Here is a 19,824-nt window from a genome sequence, read left to right on the forward strand (position 1 = left end):
CCGAAATGGTAAGGTTTTGAAATTATTTTGCGAGTGTAAATCGATATTTAGCTTTAAAAATCCCTTTCGATATACCTGTTAACTTTCCTTTTAAGAGCCTCTTTTTTAAAGGTGCACAATGATCTGTAAACAAGATTCCGTCCAAGTGATCGTATTCATGTTGAATAACCCGGGCTGCATATCCTGAGTACTCCTCTTCATGAAATTCCCAATTCTCATCGTAATACTCAATTTTAATGGTTTCAGGACGAATAACATCCTCATTTATGCCAGGAATACTTAAACATCCTTCAGACATAGACCATTCCTCTCCCGTACGTTCAGTAATTTTCGCATTAATGAACATTTTCTTAAAACCTTCCAATTCGGGTTCATCTTCGGCAAAAGAAGAACAGTCGAGCACAAACATTCTTATTGACCGCCCAACTTGTGGAGCTGCTAATCCAACTCCATCGGCAAAATACATGGTTTGCCACATATCATCCATAAATTTCTGCAATTCAGGATAATCCTTATCAATATCTTTAGCGACCTTCCTTAAAACAGGATGACCGTAAATGGTAATCGGTAAAATCATTCTTTTCTCTCTCTAATTATCTAAATCCAAATAAATCCTAAAACAGATTCCTTTTGGTTTCCATATACGATTGCAATATAATAGCAGCACTCACTTTATCAATCATCGCTTTATCTCTTCTTGCCTTTTTTCCTAAACCACCATCAATCATGGTTTGAAAAGCAATTTTAGAGGTAAACCGTTCATCTACCAATTCGATTGGTATTTCGGGAAACTTCTTTTTCAATTGCCCCAAAAAAGGTTTTAGATATTTTACAGATTCACTATCCTCATTATTCATTTGCTTTGGATAGCCTACAACAATGCATTCAACCTCTTCTGTCTGAAAATATTTCTCCAAATAAGTCAATACATCTTTTGCTGCAACAGTATCCAAACCGTTTGCAATAATCTGAAATGGGTCTGTAACAGCCAGCCCAACCCTTTTCCTTCCGTAATCAATCGCTACAATTCGTGCCAAATTTCTTATTTAAACTAATTTTGAATTACAAAGATATAAGAAACTGATTAAATTTTATCTATTTCTACAAAAATGAAGAGCAGTGAAGCTTATATAGAGAAAAAATCTACCATCCATAGAACTAAATAAAAAAAATCAGGACTCATCCTGATTTTATTTTTGAAAGTAAATACAATCTCCGAAACAATTCAAATCCAGAGTACTTTTTTAGAAAATTATACCAACATGAATAGAAAGTCGATTAATTTCCTGTTTTAAATATTCCGTATCATCCGAGTAAGTATTGTGCCATTTGTGCTCCATTTTCTGATAGCGATAACCAATATTTAAAGTAAAATTAGTTTTAGAGCTATTTCCTAACACAAAACCAATTCCGGGATTAATCAACCAACCGCCCTTCGAATCGATATCTTCATTAGTAATGTAATAATAGCTTTGACCATCAATATTATCTAACGAAAAAGAATATCCCGACTGACAATACAAAAAGGCTTTAACTCCTTTAATCTTGGAATGGTATTTAACCTCTCCAAACAAAGGCATTTGTGCCTCATCATACGCTTCATAGCCACCACCTATTCCAAAAGACACTCCACTCTTAAACAAGTAGCTTCCAGATAGTAACACACTAAAAGGAGCATTGTTTTTATTATCGTTATTTCCAACCAGTGCCCCCATACGAACTTCATAAAACATTCCCTCATTCTTCATGGGAAGACTATCCTTAGCCGTTTTTTGCATTCTTTTAGCCTCAAAGCGTATATCCGAAATATCTTCCATATCGAACTGCCAAAAATTCTTATCTCTGGTTTCCAGTTCAATAAATTGACCAGGAACTTGTCTGACAATTTTTCCTTTCAGAACATTACCATTTTTTAAGGTAACTACATCTACATTTCTCTGTGCCATTGTTCCGGCAACAGATAATATAACAAGAGCCATTATTAAAATTGGCTTAATTAATACGTTAGGAGTCTTCATAATCATGGTTTTGTTTTTTTTTATTGATGATGCATCACGGTAATGGTTGCGTTGAATAAAACAATAAAAATGAAATAGAAGAACGCAACCCTCTGAATCTATTTGCATCATGAAATAAAACAAACCACTAAATCGATTTTAAATAAATTCACATGAAAACTACAAAATATTTCACCTTCCTATCGGTGCTTATTTTATTATGTGCAGGAATTTGGTCTTGCGAAGATAAATTAGAGCATGAATACACAATAAATGAACCAGTCTATATGCCAACTGAGGAATTTAAGAATGCTGTTAAGACAGAAAGTGCCAAGGAAATGTTGGTTACCGGAAAAATCTATTTCTATCAGGATTATATTTTAGTAAATGAGAAATTCGAAGGAATTCATGTTATCGATAATTCAGATCCTACAAAACCAATAAACTCAAAATTCATTTCTATTCCGGGGAACATCGACATGGCCATAAAAGATGATATTCTTTATGCTGACTCCTACACCGATTTAATAGCTATAGATATCAGTGATATCAATACCATTTCAATAGAAAAACGATTCGCCGATATTTTCCCGTTTTCATTACCACCAACCGACAATAATTATCAAATTGGGCAAATTGATCCAGAAAAAGGTGTCGTAGTTGGTTGGAAAGTGAAAAGAATCAGCGAAAAGTACGTAGAGCCTAAATACTATCCTTACTATGATGATATCATGTTCTCAGAAGCATCTATGTCGAATGGTGCAAAAGCCTCCGCTGGAGGAACAGGAAAAGCCGGCTCTATGGCTAAATTCATGATAAATTCGAACACTCTTTATACGCTTGACTCCAGCTCATCACTTCGATTGTTTGATATCTCTAATCCGGATCAAATATCGAAAAACGGCACACTAAACGTTGGCTGGGGAATGGAAACATTATTTGTCTATGAATCAAACCTATATATAGGAGCTAGAAATGGAATGTATATTTTCGATATCACAAACCCATTTGCACCACAATTCGTTTCACAATATTCTCATTTTATGAGTTGCGACCCTGTGGTGGTGCACAATGATTTGGCATACATCACACTTCGTGCAGGAAATTTTTGCGGACAAAATACCAGTCAGCTAGATGTTGTCGACTTGAGTGACATCACTGCTCCCACATTGCTAAAATCATACAGTATGGAAAATCCGTACGGATTGGGTATTGATGATGATATGTTGTTTGTTTGCGACGGAACTGCCGGATTGAAAATTTACGATGCTTCGGATCCCTTAAACTTAGGTTCCAATTTAGTGAAAGTGTACTCTGACATGACTCCTTATGACGTTATTCCCTTGGGTTCAATTTTAGTTTTGATATCTCCGGAAGGCTTGTTCCAATACGATTACTCGGATATCAATAACATTCAATTGCTTAGTTTTATTACTATTGCTCCAAAATTAGATTAAACCATTAACTTCAATAAACAACTAAGCATGCTTCATTTGAGGCAAGCTTTTCTTTTTATTGATGAACCTGAGCATTTTACTTGCTGAATTACACCAAATTAATATCAAAACTCATTTTACAAATCAGTTCTTTCAGAATCAAGTCACAAATTAACAATGGCGACTAGGTATGGCCAGAGGATGACTGGCTTGACTTGTAAATAAATATCACAATAAGGATACCATAAAACACGAAAGGCTGCCCCGAGGGACAACCTTTCTATATATTGAGAATATAATTCTCTTAGTTTTGCTTCAAGTTTGCTTGAGCAGCAGCTAAACGTGCAATAGGCACACGGAAAGGAGAACAAGAAACGTAATCCATACCTACTGAGTTACAGAACTCAACAGAAGATGGCTCACCACCATGCTCACCACAAATACCTAATTTGATATCTGGACGAGTAGATTTTCCTTTTTCACAACCCATACGTACCAATTGTCCGATACCTTCTTGATCTAATACTTGGAAAGGATCATTTTTCAAGATTCCTTTTTCAATATAGATAGGTAAGAATTTACCAGCATCATCACGAGAATAACCAAATCCCATTTGAGTCAGGTCATTGGTTCCGAAAGAGAAGAATTCAGCATATTCAGCAATTGCATCCGCAGTAAGAGCAGCACGAGGAATCTCAATCATAGTACCTACTAAGAAATCCACTTTCACACCTTTCTCAGCGAAAACAGCAGCTGCAGTTTCTCTGATGATAGCTTCCTGCATTTGGAATTCTTTCAAAGTTCCGATTAATGGAACCATGATCTCTGGCTTAGGATCTTTTCCTTTAGCTTTCAAATCACAAGCAGCTTCGATAATAGCACGAGCCTGCATTTCAGTGATTTCAGGATATGTATTTCCTAAACGACAACCTCTGTGACCTAACATTGGGTTGAATTCGTGTAGAGACTCAACTTTTGCTTTCACGATAGATACATCGATACCTAATTTTTCAGCCATTTCAATTTGAGAAGCTTCATCGTTAGGAGTAAACTCGTGCAATGGTGGATCCAGTAAACGGATAGTTACACCAAAACCGTCCATAGCTCCCAAAATTCCAGAGAAATCTTCACGTTGAACAGGAAGCAATTTAGCCAAGGCAGCTTTACGACCTTCCACATTTTCTGCAAGAATCATCTCACGCATTTTCCAAATCTTATCGCCTTCGAAGAACATATGCTCTGTACGACAAAGACCAATACCTTTAGCTCCGAATTCACGGGCAGCTTTAGCATCAGCAGGAGTATCAGCGTTAGTACGAACGTACATACGAGTGTTGTTCTCTGCAACGTCCATCAATTTACCAAAATCACCATCTAATGAAGGAGTGATAGTTGCAACTTTACCTTCGTAAACTTTACCGGTAGTACCGTTCAATGAGATAAAATCACCTTCTTTAAAATCAACTCCATTGATAGTCATTGATTTTCCTGTTACCAAAACACCAGCAGCAGAAGAAATACAACATTTACCCATACCACGAGCAACAACAGCAGCGTGAGAAGTCATACCACCACGTTCTGTTAAAATACCTTCAGCAGCGTACATACCTTTCAAATCTTCTGGAGAAGTTTCGCGACGTACTAAAATTACTTTTTTACCTGCAGCAGCCCACTCTTCAGCAACTTCAGCAGAGAATACGATTTGACCAGTAGCAGCACCTGGAGAAGCTGGAAGACCTTTAGAAAGTTCTTTTGCAGCATCAATAGCTGATTGCTCAAATACAGGGTGAAGTAATTCATCCAATTTGTTAGGCTCCTGACGTAAGATTGCAGTTTTCTCATCAATCATACCTTGAGCTAACATATCAACAGCCATTTTTACCATAGCTGCACCAGTACGTTTACCATTACGTGTTTGCAACATCCAAAGTTTACCATCCTGAATGGTGAACTCCATATCCTGCATATCTGAATAATGATCTTCTAATTTTTGTTGAATTGTATTCAATTCGTTATATAATTCAGGCATAGCTTCTTCCATAGAAAGGAATTCAGCTTGACGAACTTCTTCAGAAGTACCGTTACGCTCAGCCCAACGCAATGAACCAACTTTAGTAATCTCAAGAGGAGTACGAACACCAGACACAACATCTTCACCTTGTGCATTGATCAAATACTCACCGTTGAATTGGTCTTCACCAGTAGCAGCATCACGAGAGAAACAAACTCCTGTAGCAGAAGTATCACCCATGTTACCATATACCATAGCTTGTACATTTACAGCAGTACCCCACTCAGAAGGGATGTTTTCCATTTTACGGTAAAGAATAGCTCTTTCAGTATTCCAGGAATCGAATACAGCACAAACAGAACCCCAAAGTTGATCCCAAGGATTAGTAGGGAAATCAACACCAGCGTGCTCACGAACTACTGCTTTGTAACCTTCAACAAGATTTTTAAGGTCTTCTACAGTTAATTCTGTATCAACTTTATATCCTTTAGCTGCTTTTAACTCATCCAAAACAACTTCGAATGGGTTGTGATGACCTTCTTCAGCCTCAACACCCATAACTACATCACCGTACATGTGAATGAAACGACGATATGAATCGTAAGCAAATTTTTCGTTACCTGATTTTTCAGCAACAATTTTCACGGTATCATCATTCATACCAAGGTTTAGAACAGTGTTCATCATACCTGGCATAGAAGCACGAGCACCAGAACGAACTGATACCAATAATGGAAACGAACCATCTTTAGCATCGAATTTAGCGTTCATTGCAACTTCTGTATCTTTCACAGCAGCTTCAACTTGTTCTTTAATCATTGCTACAACAGCATCTTTTCCAAGATTGTTGTAATCAGTACAAACTTCAGTAGTGATAGTGAAACCTGCAGGTACAGGAACACCAATTAGGTTCATTTCAGCAAGGTTAGCACCCTTACCTCCAAGCAAATTCTTCATGTCTGCTTTACCTTCGGCCTTACCGTCACCAAAAGTATAAACGTACTTAGTACTCATAATTATCGCTTTTTAGTTTTAATGTTATTTTCATGCAATAAATTAAAGCATTCAATAACAATTATATATTAACTTATAATCTTCAAAAACATAAATTTTCAAGACATTATTCAATAATACGCCCTGAAAATTGTACACAAAAGTAGTGTTCTTTTTTTTAAAAAGGAAGTAAAGGACTGACAATCTAACTGTCTTTTTCCAAATGATTTAGACTTTTATTTTTCAAACGTTTGCAGCACATTTATACACTCTTTTACGGAAGGTTATTCCATAAAAACAGCCGATCTTTTGATCGGCTGTTTCATCAAATTATCAAACCTTTATCTCATTGGATACTTATTAATTATTTCTTCAGGATGAAGAATAAAATCCAAATATTGTGCTCTGTAATAAATATCAGAAGCTTTTAATTCATTATCGGACAGTTTACCTCTGAATTCGTCAATGCTTTTGTATCCTTTTTTATCCATCCACTGCTCCAGTTCCGAAAGAATCTGTGCTATGTATGCAGGATCATTCTTGTACAGTGCACTCACCATCTGAACAATACAGGCACCACTCAATAACATTTGCAATACATCTTCGTAAGTGTAAATTCCATTGGTACCACACAATCCTCCGGCAATCTTCTTATACAGCAAACCAACATAACGCAATCCCAATTTATAATCCCCTTGATGACTCAAATTAAAATTAGTGACATGACGCTCTGTATGAATATCAATTTCCGGTTGAAATAAACGATTAAACAACACAAAAGCCGAAGCTCCAGCCTGATCTAAACGATTTACAAAATTCAATGTATTTGTATAGTATGGACTTAATTTGATACAAAAGGGAATTGATAATCTCTTTTTAAGAGTTTTAACAATTTCCACTTTCTCATCTTCTAATTGAGCGGCTGTTTTATCTACAGTCCCCGGCATTTGGTAAAAATTCAATTCCAAAGCATCCACACCGGCATCTTCCAATTGCTTGGCGTAATCGAACCAGGTAACATCGTAAATACAATTTAAGCTGGCAATTACAGGAATACTAACCGCCTTCTTAACTTCAGACAACCTCATGATATGAGCCTTGGCACCAGCATGCTCAATTGCAGGGAAAATGGAGATCATCTCTGCATTTCTATCTGTATACTCATCAAGTTCGTCGGCTAATTGCGCTCGTTCCATTTGAATTTGCTCTTCGAAAAGAGATTTGTAAACAATTGCTGCGGCTCCCGCTCTTTCCAATTCCCGGGCTCCTTCTACGGTAGCTGAAAGGGTGCATGCTCCAACAATTATGGGATTTTTAAGTTGCAATCCCATGAATTCAACGTTTAAATTTGCCATATGATTTTCGATTTTAAATTTCTGTTCTTACTAAATTTAATAAATGGACTTGATATATTCAACCAAAAATCAAATTTAATAATCTGAAAATCAATATAAAACAATTAAAAGCCCACAAATAAAGGACTTGCGAGTCTTATTAGAAATATAACTAAAAAAATCCCACCTCCTAATTATCCTCTCATTTCAATACCTACAGATTATATCAGCGGGATCGTACTAATTATAGTCTGATAATATCACACTTCTCTTTATACAATATAATAAGTAGAAGAGGCATCAAGCAAATATTTCCATTTGCCGCTATCCCCAAATACGCATAAAAAAAAGGGGCTCCAAACTGGAACCCCTTCACTATATATTCAGAATAATGTTTACTCTTCAGTATAATCCATAGAAGCCTGACGCTTATATGTTTTATATCTCCACTTAGCATTCTCTTCTGCAGCAACAAACAATTCTTTCGCTTGCTCTGGGAATGATTTCTGTAATGAAGTGTAACGAACTTCGCCCAATAGGAAATTCTGGAAATTCTCCCAAACAGGCTCTTTTGAATCAAGAGTAAATGGGTTTTTACCTTCATTTTCCAAAGCTGGATTGTTACGATACAAATGCCAGTAACCTGCCTCAACAGCTTTCTTCTCTTCAGCTTGTGATTTACCCATAGATGCTTTCAATCCGTGAGAAATACAAGGAGAATAAGCAATAATTAAAGATGGTCCTGGATAAGCTTCTGCTTCTTTAACAGCTTTCATGTATTGAGCTTGATTTGCTCCCATAGCCACCTGAGCTACGTAAACATATCCGTAAGACATTGCTATCATACCAAGATCTTTCTTTCTGATACGTTTACCTGCAGCAGCAAATTTAGCAACAGCACCAACAGGAGTTGCTTTAGAAGCTTGTCCTCCTGTGTTAGAGTAAATCTCAGTATCCATTACCAATACATTTACATCTTCACCTGAAGCCAATACGTGATCCAATCCACCGAATCCGATATCATAAGCCCAACCGTCACCACCGAAAATCCACTGAGATTTCTTAATCAGGAAGTTTTTAAGATCAAGAACTTCTTTAGCAACAGGATGAGTTTCATTTGCAAGAGCAGACTCAACTTTGGCCGAAGCTTCAATTGACAACTCACCGTTATCTTTATTCTCTAACCACTCAGTAAAAGCAGCTTTTGTTTCAGCATTTACAGCTTCCATTGCAGCTTCCATACGAAGAGCAATACGGTTACGCATTTTACGTACACCTTCGTTCATACCAAAACCAAACTCAGCATTGTCTTCGAATAATGAGTTAGCCCAAGCCGGACCTTTACCACTCTTATTGTTTTTACAATATGGAGTTGCAGGAGCAGAACCACCGTAGATAGAAGAACAACCTGTTGCATTTGCAACCATCATTCTCTCACCAAACAATTGAGTGATTAATTTAATATATGGAGTCTCACCACAACCAGCACAAGCTCCAGAGAACTCGAATAATGGCTGAGCAAATTGTGAGTTTTTCACATTATTTTTAGGCAACAAATCTTTGTAACCTACTTTCTCGTCCATATAATGCCATCTTTCCTTCTCAACATCCTGAGTTTCAAGATGCTTTAAAACCAAAGCTTTTGCTTTAGGAGCAGGACAAACATCAACACAGTTACCACAACCGGTACAATCTTCAACAGCAACCTGAATTCTGAAATGTAAACCTTTCAATTCTTTACCTGTTGCAGGCTTAACAGCAGTTCCAGCAGGAGCCGCAGCTAATTCTTCTTCAGTTAAAATGAACGGACGAATAGCTGCGTGTGGACAAACGTAAGCACATTGGTTACACTGAATACAAGTTTCTTCTTGCCATTCAGGAACACTAACAGCTACACCACGCTTTTCAAACTTAGTTGTACCTGCAGGGAAAGTTCCGTCTTCACGACCCGCGAAAACAGAAACCGGAAGGTCATCACCTTTTTGAGCGTTCATTGGATCACAAACCTCAGCAATAAACTTAGGGCGATTATTCGTAGTTGCAGCTTCTTTCTCTTCAGGTAAGTTTTTCCAATCTGCAGAAACTTTAACTTCAACAACATTTTCTCCACCAGCATCAACAGCTGAGAAGTTCATGTTTACAACTTTTTCACCTTTGTTACCATACGATTTAACAATCGCTTTCTTCATCTCTTCAGCAGCCTTTTCGAAAGGAATCACATTTGTGATTTTGAAGAATGCAGCCTGCATAATAGTATTGGTACGGTTACCAAGACCAAGCTCTTCACCCAATTTAGTACCGTTAATAATGTAGAATTTAATCTCATTCTCAGCCAAGTACTTTTTCATATGATTTGGAAGATTCTTAACAGTTTCTTCTGCGTCATAAATTGAATTCAACAAGAAAGAACCACCTTTTTTCAATCCTTTTAGCACATCGTAAAGATATACGTAAGCAGGAACGTGACATGCAACGAAGTCAGGAGTAGTTACCAGATATGTTGAGCGAATTGGTTCATCACCAAAACGAAGGTGAGAAGCAGTAAATCCACCTGATTTTTTAGAATCGTAAGCAAAATATGCCTGACAATATTTATCAGTTGAACCACCAATAATTTTAATCGAGTTTTTGTTAGCACCTACAGTACCATCAGAACCCAAACCATAGAATTTCGCTTCGTAAAGAGACTCTGAATTCATCTTAACCTCTGGTAACATTGGAAGTGAAGTAAAAGTCACATCATCAACAATACCTAAAGTGAATTGATTTTTAGGTTCGTTCATTGCAAGATTTTTGTAAACTGCAACAATTTGAGATGGAGTCACCTCTTTTGAACCTAAACCATAACGTCCGCCAATCACCATTGGAGCATTCTCTCTTCCGTAGAACACTTCTCTTACATCAAGATACAAAGGATCTCCGTTAGCACCAGTTTCTTTAGTACGATCAAGTACACAAATACGTTTTACTGATTCTGGAATAACGCTTAAGAAATGCTTGGCTGAAAATGGACGGTACAAATGAACACAAACAAGACCAACTTTCTCGCCGTTTGCCATTTTATAGTCAACCGCTTCTTTAATGGTTTCGTTAACAGACCCCATTGCAATAATGATATTTTCAGCATCAGCAGCACCATAATACATGAAAGGCTTGTATTCTCTTCCTGTAATTTTAGTCATTTCCTTCATGTAGTCAGCTACAATATCCGGAACCGCATTGTAAAATGGGTTAGCAGCTTCACGAGACTGGAAGTAAACATCAGGATTCTGAGCAGTACCTCTGGTTACAGGAGATTCCGGATTCAAAGCACGATCACGGAAAGCCTGAAGAGCCTCTTGATCAACAAGATCTCTCATATCTTCCATATCAACAGCTTCAATTTTTTGAATTTCGTGAGATGTACGGAATCCATCGAAGAAGTTCATGAAAGGAACTCTTGATTTAATTGCAGTTAAGTGAGATACAGCAGAAAGATCCATTACTTCCTGAACCGAACCTGAAGCCAACATAGCGAAACCTGTCTGACGTGCAGAATATACATCAGAGTGATCACCAAAAATACTCAATGCCTGAGCAGCAAGAGCACGGGCACTAATATGAAATACACATGGTAATAATTCACCAGCGATTTTATACATGTTAGGAATCATTAACAATAATCCCTGAGATGCAGTATAAGTAGTTGTTAATGCACCAGCTTGTAATGCACCGTGAACAGCACCTGCAGCACCGGCTTCAGATTGCATTTCTACTAATTGTACTGTTTCTCCAAATAGATTTTTACGTCCTTGTGCAGCCCACTCATCAACATTCTCAGCCATTGGCGAAGATGGGGTGATTGGGTAAATACAAGAAACCTCACTAAACATATATGCTACGTGAGCGGCAGCGGCATTACCATCACAGGTAATGAATTTTTTTTCTCTTGCCATTTTACTCCTCCGATTAAATTTTATTATTTGGTATTTTATTTTTCTATCTAATTCTCTAATACAAAAAGCCGAACAACCAAAGAGGTATTTTATTTCCCTCTCCACGTTCTATCATATCGGCAGCAATAAAAAAGTCTTCTGTTCTAAATTTCGATTCAGACGTATCATCACTACCTGTAATTTCAAAATTAAATTTATCATTCACTAAAAAATGACCTCTGTCGGTGCTTGTAATGCTTCTGTTAGGTCCCACCTGATTGTAAAAGAAAGTTTCCCTTAGATTACTTTCATTTACATTTTCCGGTGCAATTGCATATAATAAATTCGTATTGTGCAGATAAACTTTATTTGGTTTCTTCGACGCATCGTTAAAACTCCCCTGAGAATTCAACAAACGAATTAATCTGGCATTCTTTAAATACTTCAAATAATTCATAATTGTAGCTCTGGATGTTTCTACATCGTTTGCCAGCTTACTTACATTTGGTTGAAAAGGAACATTACAGGAAATAATATACAGAAGTTTCTTTAACTTGGACAGGTATTTTAGTTCAATTTGGTTTAAGTAAGTGATATCAAATTCTAAAATCAAATTGATCATCTTCAAAAGATTATCCATAAAGCTTTTCTCCTCCTGATAACAAGGATAATATCCAAACCTCAGGTAATCATTAAAATAAGCTAACGGACGAACCTTGCCAAGAATTTCTTCAACAATGCCCTCATGATTCTCTAACAGTTCTTCCAGTGTGTAGCGAGTAAATTGATTTCCCGACTCGTAATTTAAAAATTCTCTAAAAGACAAGCCATTTAGGTAATAGACATTCACACAATTTTTCAAATCTTCATTCGTCTTAATGCGAAGAATAGATGAACCGGTAAAAATAATCTTCAAATCGGGATATTGCTCGTAACAAGTTCGCAGACCTTTTGCCCATTCCGGATATTTATGAATCTGATCCAGAAGTAATATTTTACCTCCTCTTTTGTAAAATTCATCGATAAAGGGAACCAATCCTTTCTCAGTAAAAAATAAATTATTTAGGTTGATGTATAAGCAACTCTTATCGTTGGCATGATGCTCACGAATATAATCCAGTAAAAAAGTTGTTTTCCCAACTCCTCTGGATCCTTTAATGGCTATCAAGCGCTGTGACCAATCAATTTCATCAGCCAACTCACGTCTAATGGTGCCTTTCTTATGCTTCAACAAACTATTATGAGTCTGTACTAAAGTGTTCATTTTCTGTCGAATTTACTTCGCAAATTTATAGAATAAAAGCGGCATTTTGCAATCTAGAGATTACAAAAAGCTTTTCTTTTTGCTATTTATACTTATTTAAAATAAGATACCACAAATTGATAAGTTGCTAGGAATAAGAAAACTAAGCTCAAATACATTTTTAAAACTAGTCTTATTAATTTATGAAATTTCATTGTAAATTAACACTTTAAGTTTAACACAAAAAGAAAGGGCAATGACTGATATCATTACCCTTTTATATCTTTTTAACACAAAAAGCGATTTACTTATCGTTCATTGAGATTAAAAATTCTTCGTTCGATTTTGTTTTTCTTAAGCGATCCTGCAAGAATTGCATTGCCTCAATAGAGTTCATATCTGTCAGATAGTTTCTAAGAATCCAGATGCGGTTCAATTGATTTGGATCAAGAAGCAGATCATCACGACGAGTACTTGATGCTGTAATATCAATTGCCGGGAAAATTCGTTTGTTAGATAACTTACGATCTAACTGAAGCTCCATATTACCAGTTCCTTTAAATTCTTCAAAGATAACATCATCCATTTTAGAACCTGTATCAGTTAATGCTGTTGCTAAAATTGTAAGCGATCCACCATTCTCAATATTTCTTGCCGCACCAAAGAAACGTTTTGGTTTGTGCAATGCATTAGCATCCACACCACCCGAAAGCACTTTACCTGAAGCAGGAGAAACAGTATTGTAAGCACGAGCCAATCTTGTTATTGAATCCAATAGAATTACAACATCATGACCACACTCAACCATTCGTTTTGCTTTCTCTAAAACGATATTAGCAACACGAACATGACGTTCAGCCGGCTCATCAAAAGTAGATGAAATAACCTCAGCATTTACGCTTCGAGCCATATCGGTAACCTCTTCAGGACGCTCATCGATCAACAAAATAATCATATAAGCTTCTGGATTGTTAGCTGCAATAGCATTGGCTATCTCTTTCAAAAGAACAGTTTTACCTGTTTTTGGCTGTGCAACAATCAGTCCTCTTTGTCCTTTACCAATTGGAGCAAACATGTCAACAAGACGTGTTGACATTGAATTCATTCCTTTTCCTGTCAAATTAAATTTCTCATCCGGGAATAAAGGTGTCAAATGATCAAAAGGTACACGATCCCGTATTACCTCAGGTAGTCTGCCGTTAATCTTTGCAACTTTAATTAATGGAAAATACTTCTCACCTTCTTTCGGCGGACGAATTGTTCCATTAACAGTATCTCCGGTTTTTAAACCGAATAATTTGATTTGCGACTGCGACACATATATATCATCGGGAGAATTTAAATAATTGTAATCCGACGAACGCAGGAAACCATAGCCATCAGGCATAATTTCCAAAACACCCGAATTGTCAATTATTCCATCAAACTCAAACAATTTCTCTTTCTCACGTTTCTCAAAACGTTTTCTACTTGGATTCTCTTGTCTTTCCGTCTTCTCTGACTTCTCTGGTTTATCAGACACTTCCCGGCCTTCTGTTTTCACCAGCTCTTCAGCAACATCCGCCCCCTCAGGCTTATCCTGACGCTCTGGTTTATCCTGACGTTCTGTTCTTGGCGGTCTTGGTGGTCTAGCAGGTCTCGGTGGCCTTGCAGATCTTTCGCTTCTCTGTGCATTTTCATTTGCAACAGGAGGCACTGAAACTGAGGTTTGTGATTGCTCTTCCATTTTCTCCTCAACAGGAGTACTTTCAGCTTTTTCAACAACCGGTCTTGTTCCTCGTATGGGTTTTCTTGGGGCGTCTTTTGGTGCTGTATCTTCTTCTTGAGTAGTCTCATTACTTACAGCATCCCTAACTGGTTGTTCCGGCTTTTTTCTTTTGTGCAGAAGCGATCTGGATCGCCCTTCATCGGCCTTACTATCTCCCATTGGACTCTTAGGTCTTTTTAGGGGAGTCTTTTTTTCTGGTGTTTTTCTTTCAGAAGCTACAATTGCCTGTTGATCAAGGATTCTGTAAATTAAATCCTGTTTCTTAAAAGACTCAATTTTTTTAACATTGAGTTCTTTAGCGATTTCTCGTAATTCAGGCACAAGCTTCTTGTTTAATTCAAGAATATCGTACATAAATGATATATTAATATTTTTCGGGTGATTTTTTTAGATAGAAATTGTTTTGAACAATTGGGAACCTGATCTTTCGACCTCTAAATGAGAAGAATTAATCTGAATTCAATTGCAATATTACGGAATTAGTTATAAATCACAAAAAATAAATGATTTTATTATTCAAATTGATGCCTGAAGTCGCTATATAAGTTTATTAATCTCAAAATAAACCTCTTGAAAGTACCACAAATTTCTTTTTCAAAATGATTTTGCTATATTTAAATATAAACGAGAATAGTCAACTCGTATATAAATACCATTCAAAACCCACTATGAGACAGCTAAAAATTACTAAACAGGTAACCAATAGAGAAACTCCGTCACTGGACAAGTACCTTCATGAAATTGGGAAAGTCGATCTTATTTCTGCAGAGGAAGAGGTTCAACTTGCCAGAGAGATCAAAAAAGGTAATAAAAAAGCTCTGGATCGACTTATTAAATGCAATCTACGTTTTGTTGTTTCCGTATCAAAGCAATATCAAAACCAAGGCCTTAGTCTGCCCGATTTGATTAATGAAGGAAACTTAGGACTAATTAAAGCGGCTCAAAGATTTGATGAAACCAGAGGTTTTAAATTCATATCATATGCTGTTTGGTGGATTAGGCAATCCATTTTGCAGGCATTGGCCGAGCAAGCCCGAATTGTTCGCCTGCCGTTAAACAAAATTGGTTCTATTAACAAAATCAACAAAACATTCGCTCAATTGGAACAGGAGTATCAGCGGGAACCTTCACCTGAAGAAATTGCTACCATACTGGAAATGAGTCCAAAAGATGTAAAAGAAGCACTTAAGGCTTCAGGAAGACACATCTCTATGGATGCTCCTATAAACCCTGATGAAGAGAATACTCTTTACGATATATTGCTTAGCAATGATGAAATTAGTCCGGATAAAAAGCTAATTCGGGACTCACTTCGCAAAGAAATTGACCGATCTTTATCAACACTTTCAAAAAGGGAGGCTGCGATTATTAGATTGTATTTTGGATTAAATGAAAAGCCACCATACTCTCTCGAAGAAATTGGAAAAGAATTTGGCTTAACGCGGGAACGTGTTCGCCAGATTAAAGAGAAGGCAATCAAGCGAATGAAGACAACATTTAGAAGCAAAATACTAAAAACTTATTTAGGAGAATAATATTTATTTTAGGGTGAAAAGAAAGGATAAGAACAGATGGTGAATTTTCATTTACCTCCTCTTATCCTTTTTTACTTATATTTGCGCCATATTTAAACGAAACGTAAACAACCAAATGCAAACATTAATTTCACCTTCACTGTTAGCTGCCGATTTCACAAATCTAAAGGCCGATATCGAAATGGTAAACAACAGTCAGGCCGATTGGTTTCACTTAGACATTATGGATGGGGTTTTTGTACCTAACATATCATATGGTCTGCCTGTTGTAGAGCAAATAAACAAAATTGCTGAAAAACCGTTGGATGTTCATCTGATGATTATTGATCCGGATAGATATGTTGCAGCTTTTAAAAAAGCCGGCGCTGACATTCTAACAGTTCATTACGAAGCTTGCACTCATCTTCACCGTACTATTCAGAACATTCACAGTCAAGGAATGAAAGCCGGCGTATCACTAAACCCTCATACCCCGGTTTCTGTTTTAGAAGAAATTATTACTGATATTGATTTGGTTCTTTTAATGAGCGTAAATCCTGGTTTTGGCGGACAGAGTTTTATTGAGAACACTTATGCTAAAGTTGAAAAACTGGCTGAATTGATCAAAGAAAAAAATGCTTCTGTCGTAATTGAAATCGATGGAGGTGTGAATTTGGAAACAGGAAAAAAATTAGTTGAAGCCGGAGCCAATGCTTTGGTTGCCGGAAGTTTTGTTTTTGGAGCTAATGATCCAAATCAAACAATATCCGACTTAAAAAAACTATAAAATACAAAAGACCAAATGCACACACATTTGGTCTTTCTTTTTATACTTTCGCAACATCTTTCCCTTCCAAATACGCATGAAGATAAGCAAATTGAGGAGTCAGCCTGCCATCTTTTGCAATTGTTGCCCTCTCAATTATTCCATCCGAATCATCGTCTAAAAGGGCTTCATACACATTCTGATACAAAGCCTCTCCAAAATCAATTGATGAATCACGAGGTAATTCACCCGGTAAATTATCTACAGCCATAACTGTTACGTTTTTTTTATCCACGAAAGGAATTGCTTCTTCTTCGTTAAACCGATCATATCCATAAAACGACGAAGCAATTGTTGAAGCCCTCAATGTTGATGCAATTGGACCATTTAAATCACAGCTTACATCGGCAATTACCGAAATTTTAAAATCATCTTCTTTGTAATCTTCCGGAATTAGAAATTTAGGCGATTTTGGATCCCAATAATGGCAGGCAATAAATAAATCTGTCACTTTAGTAAAAGGCTTAAATATTGATCGGTACTGTTCCGGATTCTCGTAAAAATCCTTTAAATTAAATTCACCTCTGTCTTTACGTTCCACATAATATTCAGGATCAATCCGACAAACAACAGGTTCGTTAAAACTTTCATGTAAAAATTGTTCCGGTGTAACCTCTTTCAAATTTAAAACACGTAGGGTCTGCATTGCTCCCATGGCAACACGACCACCTCCGGTAATTAATATTTTTATGGGTTTTAAACTAACTTTTTTAAGATGTAAATACATCTCCTCCATATCCTTGCAATAACTGGCTGGTGGCAAATCAAAAAAATCAGTACGCACACCGCGGGCTCTAAGTGCTTTATACGCTCCCACAACACCAGCCCAATGACCAAATGCCACAAGCCTTTGGTGCTTGTTATCCGTTAAATATTCATAATCAATAAGAGTTATATTTCTTTTAATTATTTGTTGCAGCAATTCACGATTGTAAAGCTGCTGTTTTGCTGTATGAGAAAAAAACAAATAGGTTTTATTTGGGATCAGAGTTGGAATAGAAACTTCCTTTACTCCAATCAAGATATCACAATCTCGCAAATCATCCGTTAAAAAATATCCCTGCTCCCGATATTCCGAATCAGTAAAACAACGAATATCACTCGGCTGAATGAATATACTGACATTAGGATATTTATTGAGAATTTGTAAGCCTGTTAGCGGTGGTATCGCAACTCTTCTGTCAGGTGGATTTTTAGTTTCCCGAAGGACTCCAATTCTAATTCTTTTTTTCATACGATTCCTTATTTATATGCAAGTGTGTGATTTTATGCAGGTAATGAGTATTAAGATAATAATAAAAAGAACGATTATCCACATTCCAACCGAATTGATTTACGAACATTCCAGATATCAAACTCTTTCGTTAGCAATTCCCGAACCTATTGTTTCCCACTATACATTATAAAAAGACCGTTAAGCACTCTTTATTTGTAATTGATACTTAAGGTCTATCGATACAAACTTAAATTTAATACATATTCTAAAAGGTTTCTATGAAAAAATCATGTAAAATGTATGAATTTTACTAATTTTACAACAATTCTGGGGCTGACGTGGATTTTGACAGCATGATGAATTAGTATGTAAGCATGTCGAGCGTTGTTATTCCAGCTCGTAAATATCGGATATCAAACTTTTTAATTGGCGAAAATAACTACGCTCTTGCTGCTTAATCGAATAAAGTAGATTAATGCTTCATCACCACTCCAGGAGTGGAGACGAGACATCCAACTTATGGTTCCACCTTGTTCCGGTAAGTAATTGGATGCTATCAATTCAGGGTTAGTCTGCTTCAGGCTTTGGGGAGTAGGCGAAATTAAAAAGATAAGATAAAGTATCGGGTGTGCTTTCCCTAACTTTGTACGAAAATCAATAAATCACTACACATGTAGAAAGCCTATTGATCGCGTGTTTGGACCAGGGTTCGATTCCCTGCAGCTCCACCAGAAGAACCTCAAACTTCATCAAAACCGCTCAAACCAAAAGGTTTGAGCGGTTTTCTTTTTATATTGCAATCAAGAAAAATTGAAAATAATTCTATTTTCTTTAAGCATTATCTTGAAATTACACCAATTAAAAATCAAAACATTCATTAAAGCAATTTAGAAAAAAGCATTTTGAGGAATTGATTTAACAAGTTTCTTTTTCAGCTTATTTTCAGTGAATTTGTGCCGCCATTGTTTCACAGCATCTAATGTTGCGAATACTTTATTTTTATAATATTGCTTTATGTATTGCCATATTTTCTCAGAAGGATTTAACTCTTGCATGTATGGAGGGATTCGTATTAATCTAATATTCTCTGGTGTTGTGCAATGCTTAAAGGAATGAAAGCCAGTATTGTTAATTACCACTATCTTTAGTTCTGTTGGTTTGTATTGAGAGAATCGTTCTAAATATTTGTAGAAGATATCGCTGGAAACGCCTTAAATTTCATAGACAAAAGAATCGCCATTCATAGGAGAGAAGCTTACATATAGGTAAGTATTCTTAAAAGCAAGTTGATATCTCACAACTGGCTTTATTCCTTTTATTGTTAAACATTTCCCAATAAGTGTCATTAAACCAAATCTGCTTTCATCTTGATAATATAAATTAACTGACTCATGCTTATCTTTATCAAGATTAATTCTATTTGAATGTAACCAATCAGGTAGTTTTTTAAAGACATCAATGGTCTGTTCGTTTTTTTTTGTAATGAGATTTTGTCGGAGTTTTAAGTTTGCACTTGAAGTGTTTAGTCATATAAGCTCTTAAACTATAATATTCAATATCAGTGTTATATGT

General features: G+C 36.4%; 13 protein-coding genes and 1 other RNA gene. 4 read left to right on the forward strand and 10 right to left on the reverse strand.

The features are described 5' to 3' along the window. Positions 1-22: 22 nt before the first annotated feature. The 3 genes from def to GQR60_RS01870 all read right to left on the reverse strand — a co-directional run bounded on the left by def (position 23) and on the right by GQR60_RS01870 (position 2,018). On the reverse strand, positions 23-577 hold the full coding sequence (def, locus tag GQR60_RS01860; protein ID WP_124991285.1) for a peptide deformylase: 555 nt from the start codon (positions 575-577) through the stop codon (positions 23-25). Positions 578-614: 37 nt separating this feature from the next. After that, entirely contained in the window at positions 615-1,037 is a 423-nt protein-coding gene (gene ruvX, locus GQR60_RS01865; protein ID WP_124991286.1) for a Holliday junction resolvase RuvX, read from the reverse strand. Positions 1,038-1,244: 207 nt separating this feature from the next. Beyond that, the gene (locus tag GQR60_RS01870) at positions 1,245-2,018 is read right to left on the reverse strand and encodes a hypothetical protein (RefSeq protein WP_124991287.1); all 774 of its coding nucleotides are present in this window, start codon (positions 2,016-2,018) and stop codon (positions 1,245-1,247) included. Between the two features lie 152 nt (positions 2,019-2,170). Here GQR60_RS01870 and GQR60_RS01875 point away from each other — a divergent pair, with 152 nt between their 5' ends. Next, entirely contained in the window at positions 2,171-3,454 is a 1,284-nt protein-coding gene (locus GQR60_RS01875; RefSeq protein WP_124991288.1) for an LVIVD repeat-containing protein, read from the forward strand. Between the two features lie 283 nt (positions 3,455-3,737). On the opposite strand, the gene ppdK is transcribed toward GQR60_RS01875, so the two are convergent. From ppdK to rho, 5 genes are all read right to left on the reverse strand, one after another. Further along, positions 3,738-6,458, reverse strand: coding sequence for a pyruvate, phosphate dikinase (gene ppdK, locus GQR60_RS01880; protein WP_124991289.1), 2,721 nt, complete (start codon positions 6,456-6,458; stop codon positions 3,738-3,740). A 320-nt stretch (positions 6,459-6,778) separates the two neighbouring features. Further along, on the reverse strand, positions 6,779-7,792 hold the full coding sequence (locus tag GQR60_RS01885; protein ID WP_124991290.1) for a dihydroorotate dehydrogenase-like protein: 1,014 nt from the start codon (positions 7,790-7,792) through the stop codon (positions 6,779-6,781). A 374-nt stretch (positions 7,793-8,166) separates the two neighbouring features. Then, entirely contained in the window at positions 8,167-11,706 is a 3,540-nt protein-coding gene (nifJ, locus tag GQR60_RS01890; protein ID WP_124991291.1) for a pyruvate:ferredoxin (flavodoxin) oxidoreductase, read from the reverse strand. Between the two features lie 55 nt (positions 11,707-11,761). Beyond that, positions 11,762-12,949: an ATP-binding protein gene (locus tag GQR60_RS01895; protein ID WP_124991292.1), complete on the reverse strand. Its 1,188-nt coding sequence runs from the start codon at positions 12,947-12,949 to the stop codon at positions 11,762-11,764. Positions 12,950-13,232: 283 nt separating this feature from the next. Continuing rightward, the gene (rho, locus tag GQR60_RS01900; protein ID WP_124991293.1) at positions 13,233-15,050 is read right to left on the reverse strand and encodes a transcription termination factor Rho; all 1,818 of its coding nucleotides are present in this window, start codon (positions 15,048-15,050) and stop codon (positions 13,233-13,235) included. A gap of 314 nt (positions 15,051-15,364) precedes the next feature. On the opposite strand from rho, the gene GQR60_RS01905 reads away from it, so the two are divergent. Further along, on the forward strand, positions 15,365-16,231 hold the full coding sequence (locus tag GQR60_RS01905) for a sigma-70 family RNA polymerase sigma factor (protein ID WP_124991294.1): 867 nt from the start codon (positions 15,365-15,367) through the stop codon (positions 16,229-16,231). A 115-nt stretch (positions 16,232-16,346) separates the two neighbouring features. Continuing rightward, positions 16,347-16,997: a ribulose-phosphate 3-epimerase gene (gene rpe / locus GQR60_RS01910; protein WP_124991295.1), complete on the forward strand. Its 651-nt coding sequence runs from the start codon at positions 16,347-16,349 to the stop codon at positions 16,995-16,997. Positions 16,998-17,037: 40 nt separating this feature from the next. Here rpe and GQR60_RS01915 read toward each other — a convergent pair whose 3' ends face one another. Next, complete coding sequence (locus GQR60_RS01915) at positions 17,038-18,270, reverse strand: NAD(P)-dependent oxidoreductase (protein WP_124991296.1); 1,233 nt, start codon at positions 18,268-18,270, stop codon at positions 17,038-17,040. 311 nt (positions 18,271-18,581) lie between these two features. On the opposite strand from GQR60_RS01915, the gene ssrA reads away from it, so the two are divergent. Beyond that, positions 18,582-18,983, forward strand: a transfer-messenger RNA (tmRNA) gene (gene ssrA, locus GQR60_RS01920). A 156-nt stretch (positions 18,984-19,139) separates the two neighbouring features. Here ssrA and GQR60_RS20320 read toward each other — a convergent pair. Further along, positions 19,140-19,448: a transposase gene (locus tag GQR60_RS20320; RefSeq protein ID WP_370877217.1), complete on the reverse strand. Its 309-nt coding sequence runs from the start codon at positions 19,446-19,448 to the stop codon at positions 19,140-19,142. Positions 19,449-19,824 lie beyond the last annotated feature (376 nt).

It is taken from the genome of Labilibaculum euxinicum, from assembly GCF_009795715.1.
In the GTDB taxonomy this organism is placed as follows: domain Bacteria; phylum Bacteroidota; class Bacteroidia; order Bacteroidales; family Marinifilaceae; genus Labilibaculum; species Labilibaculum euxinus.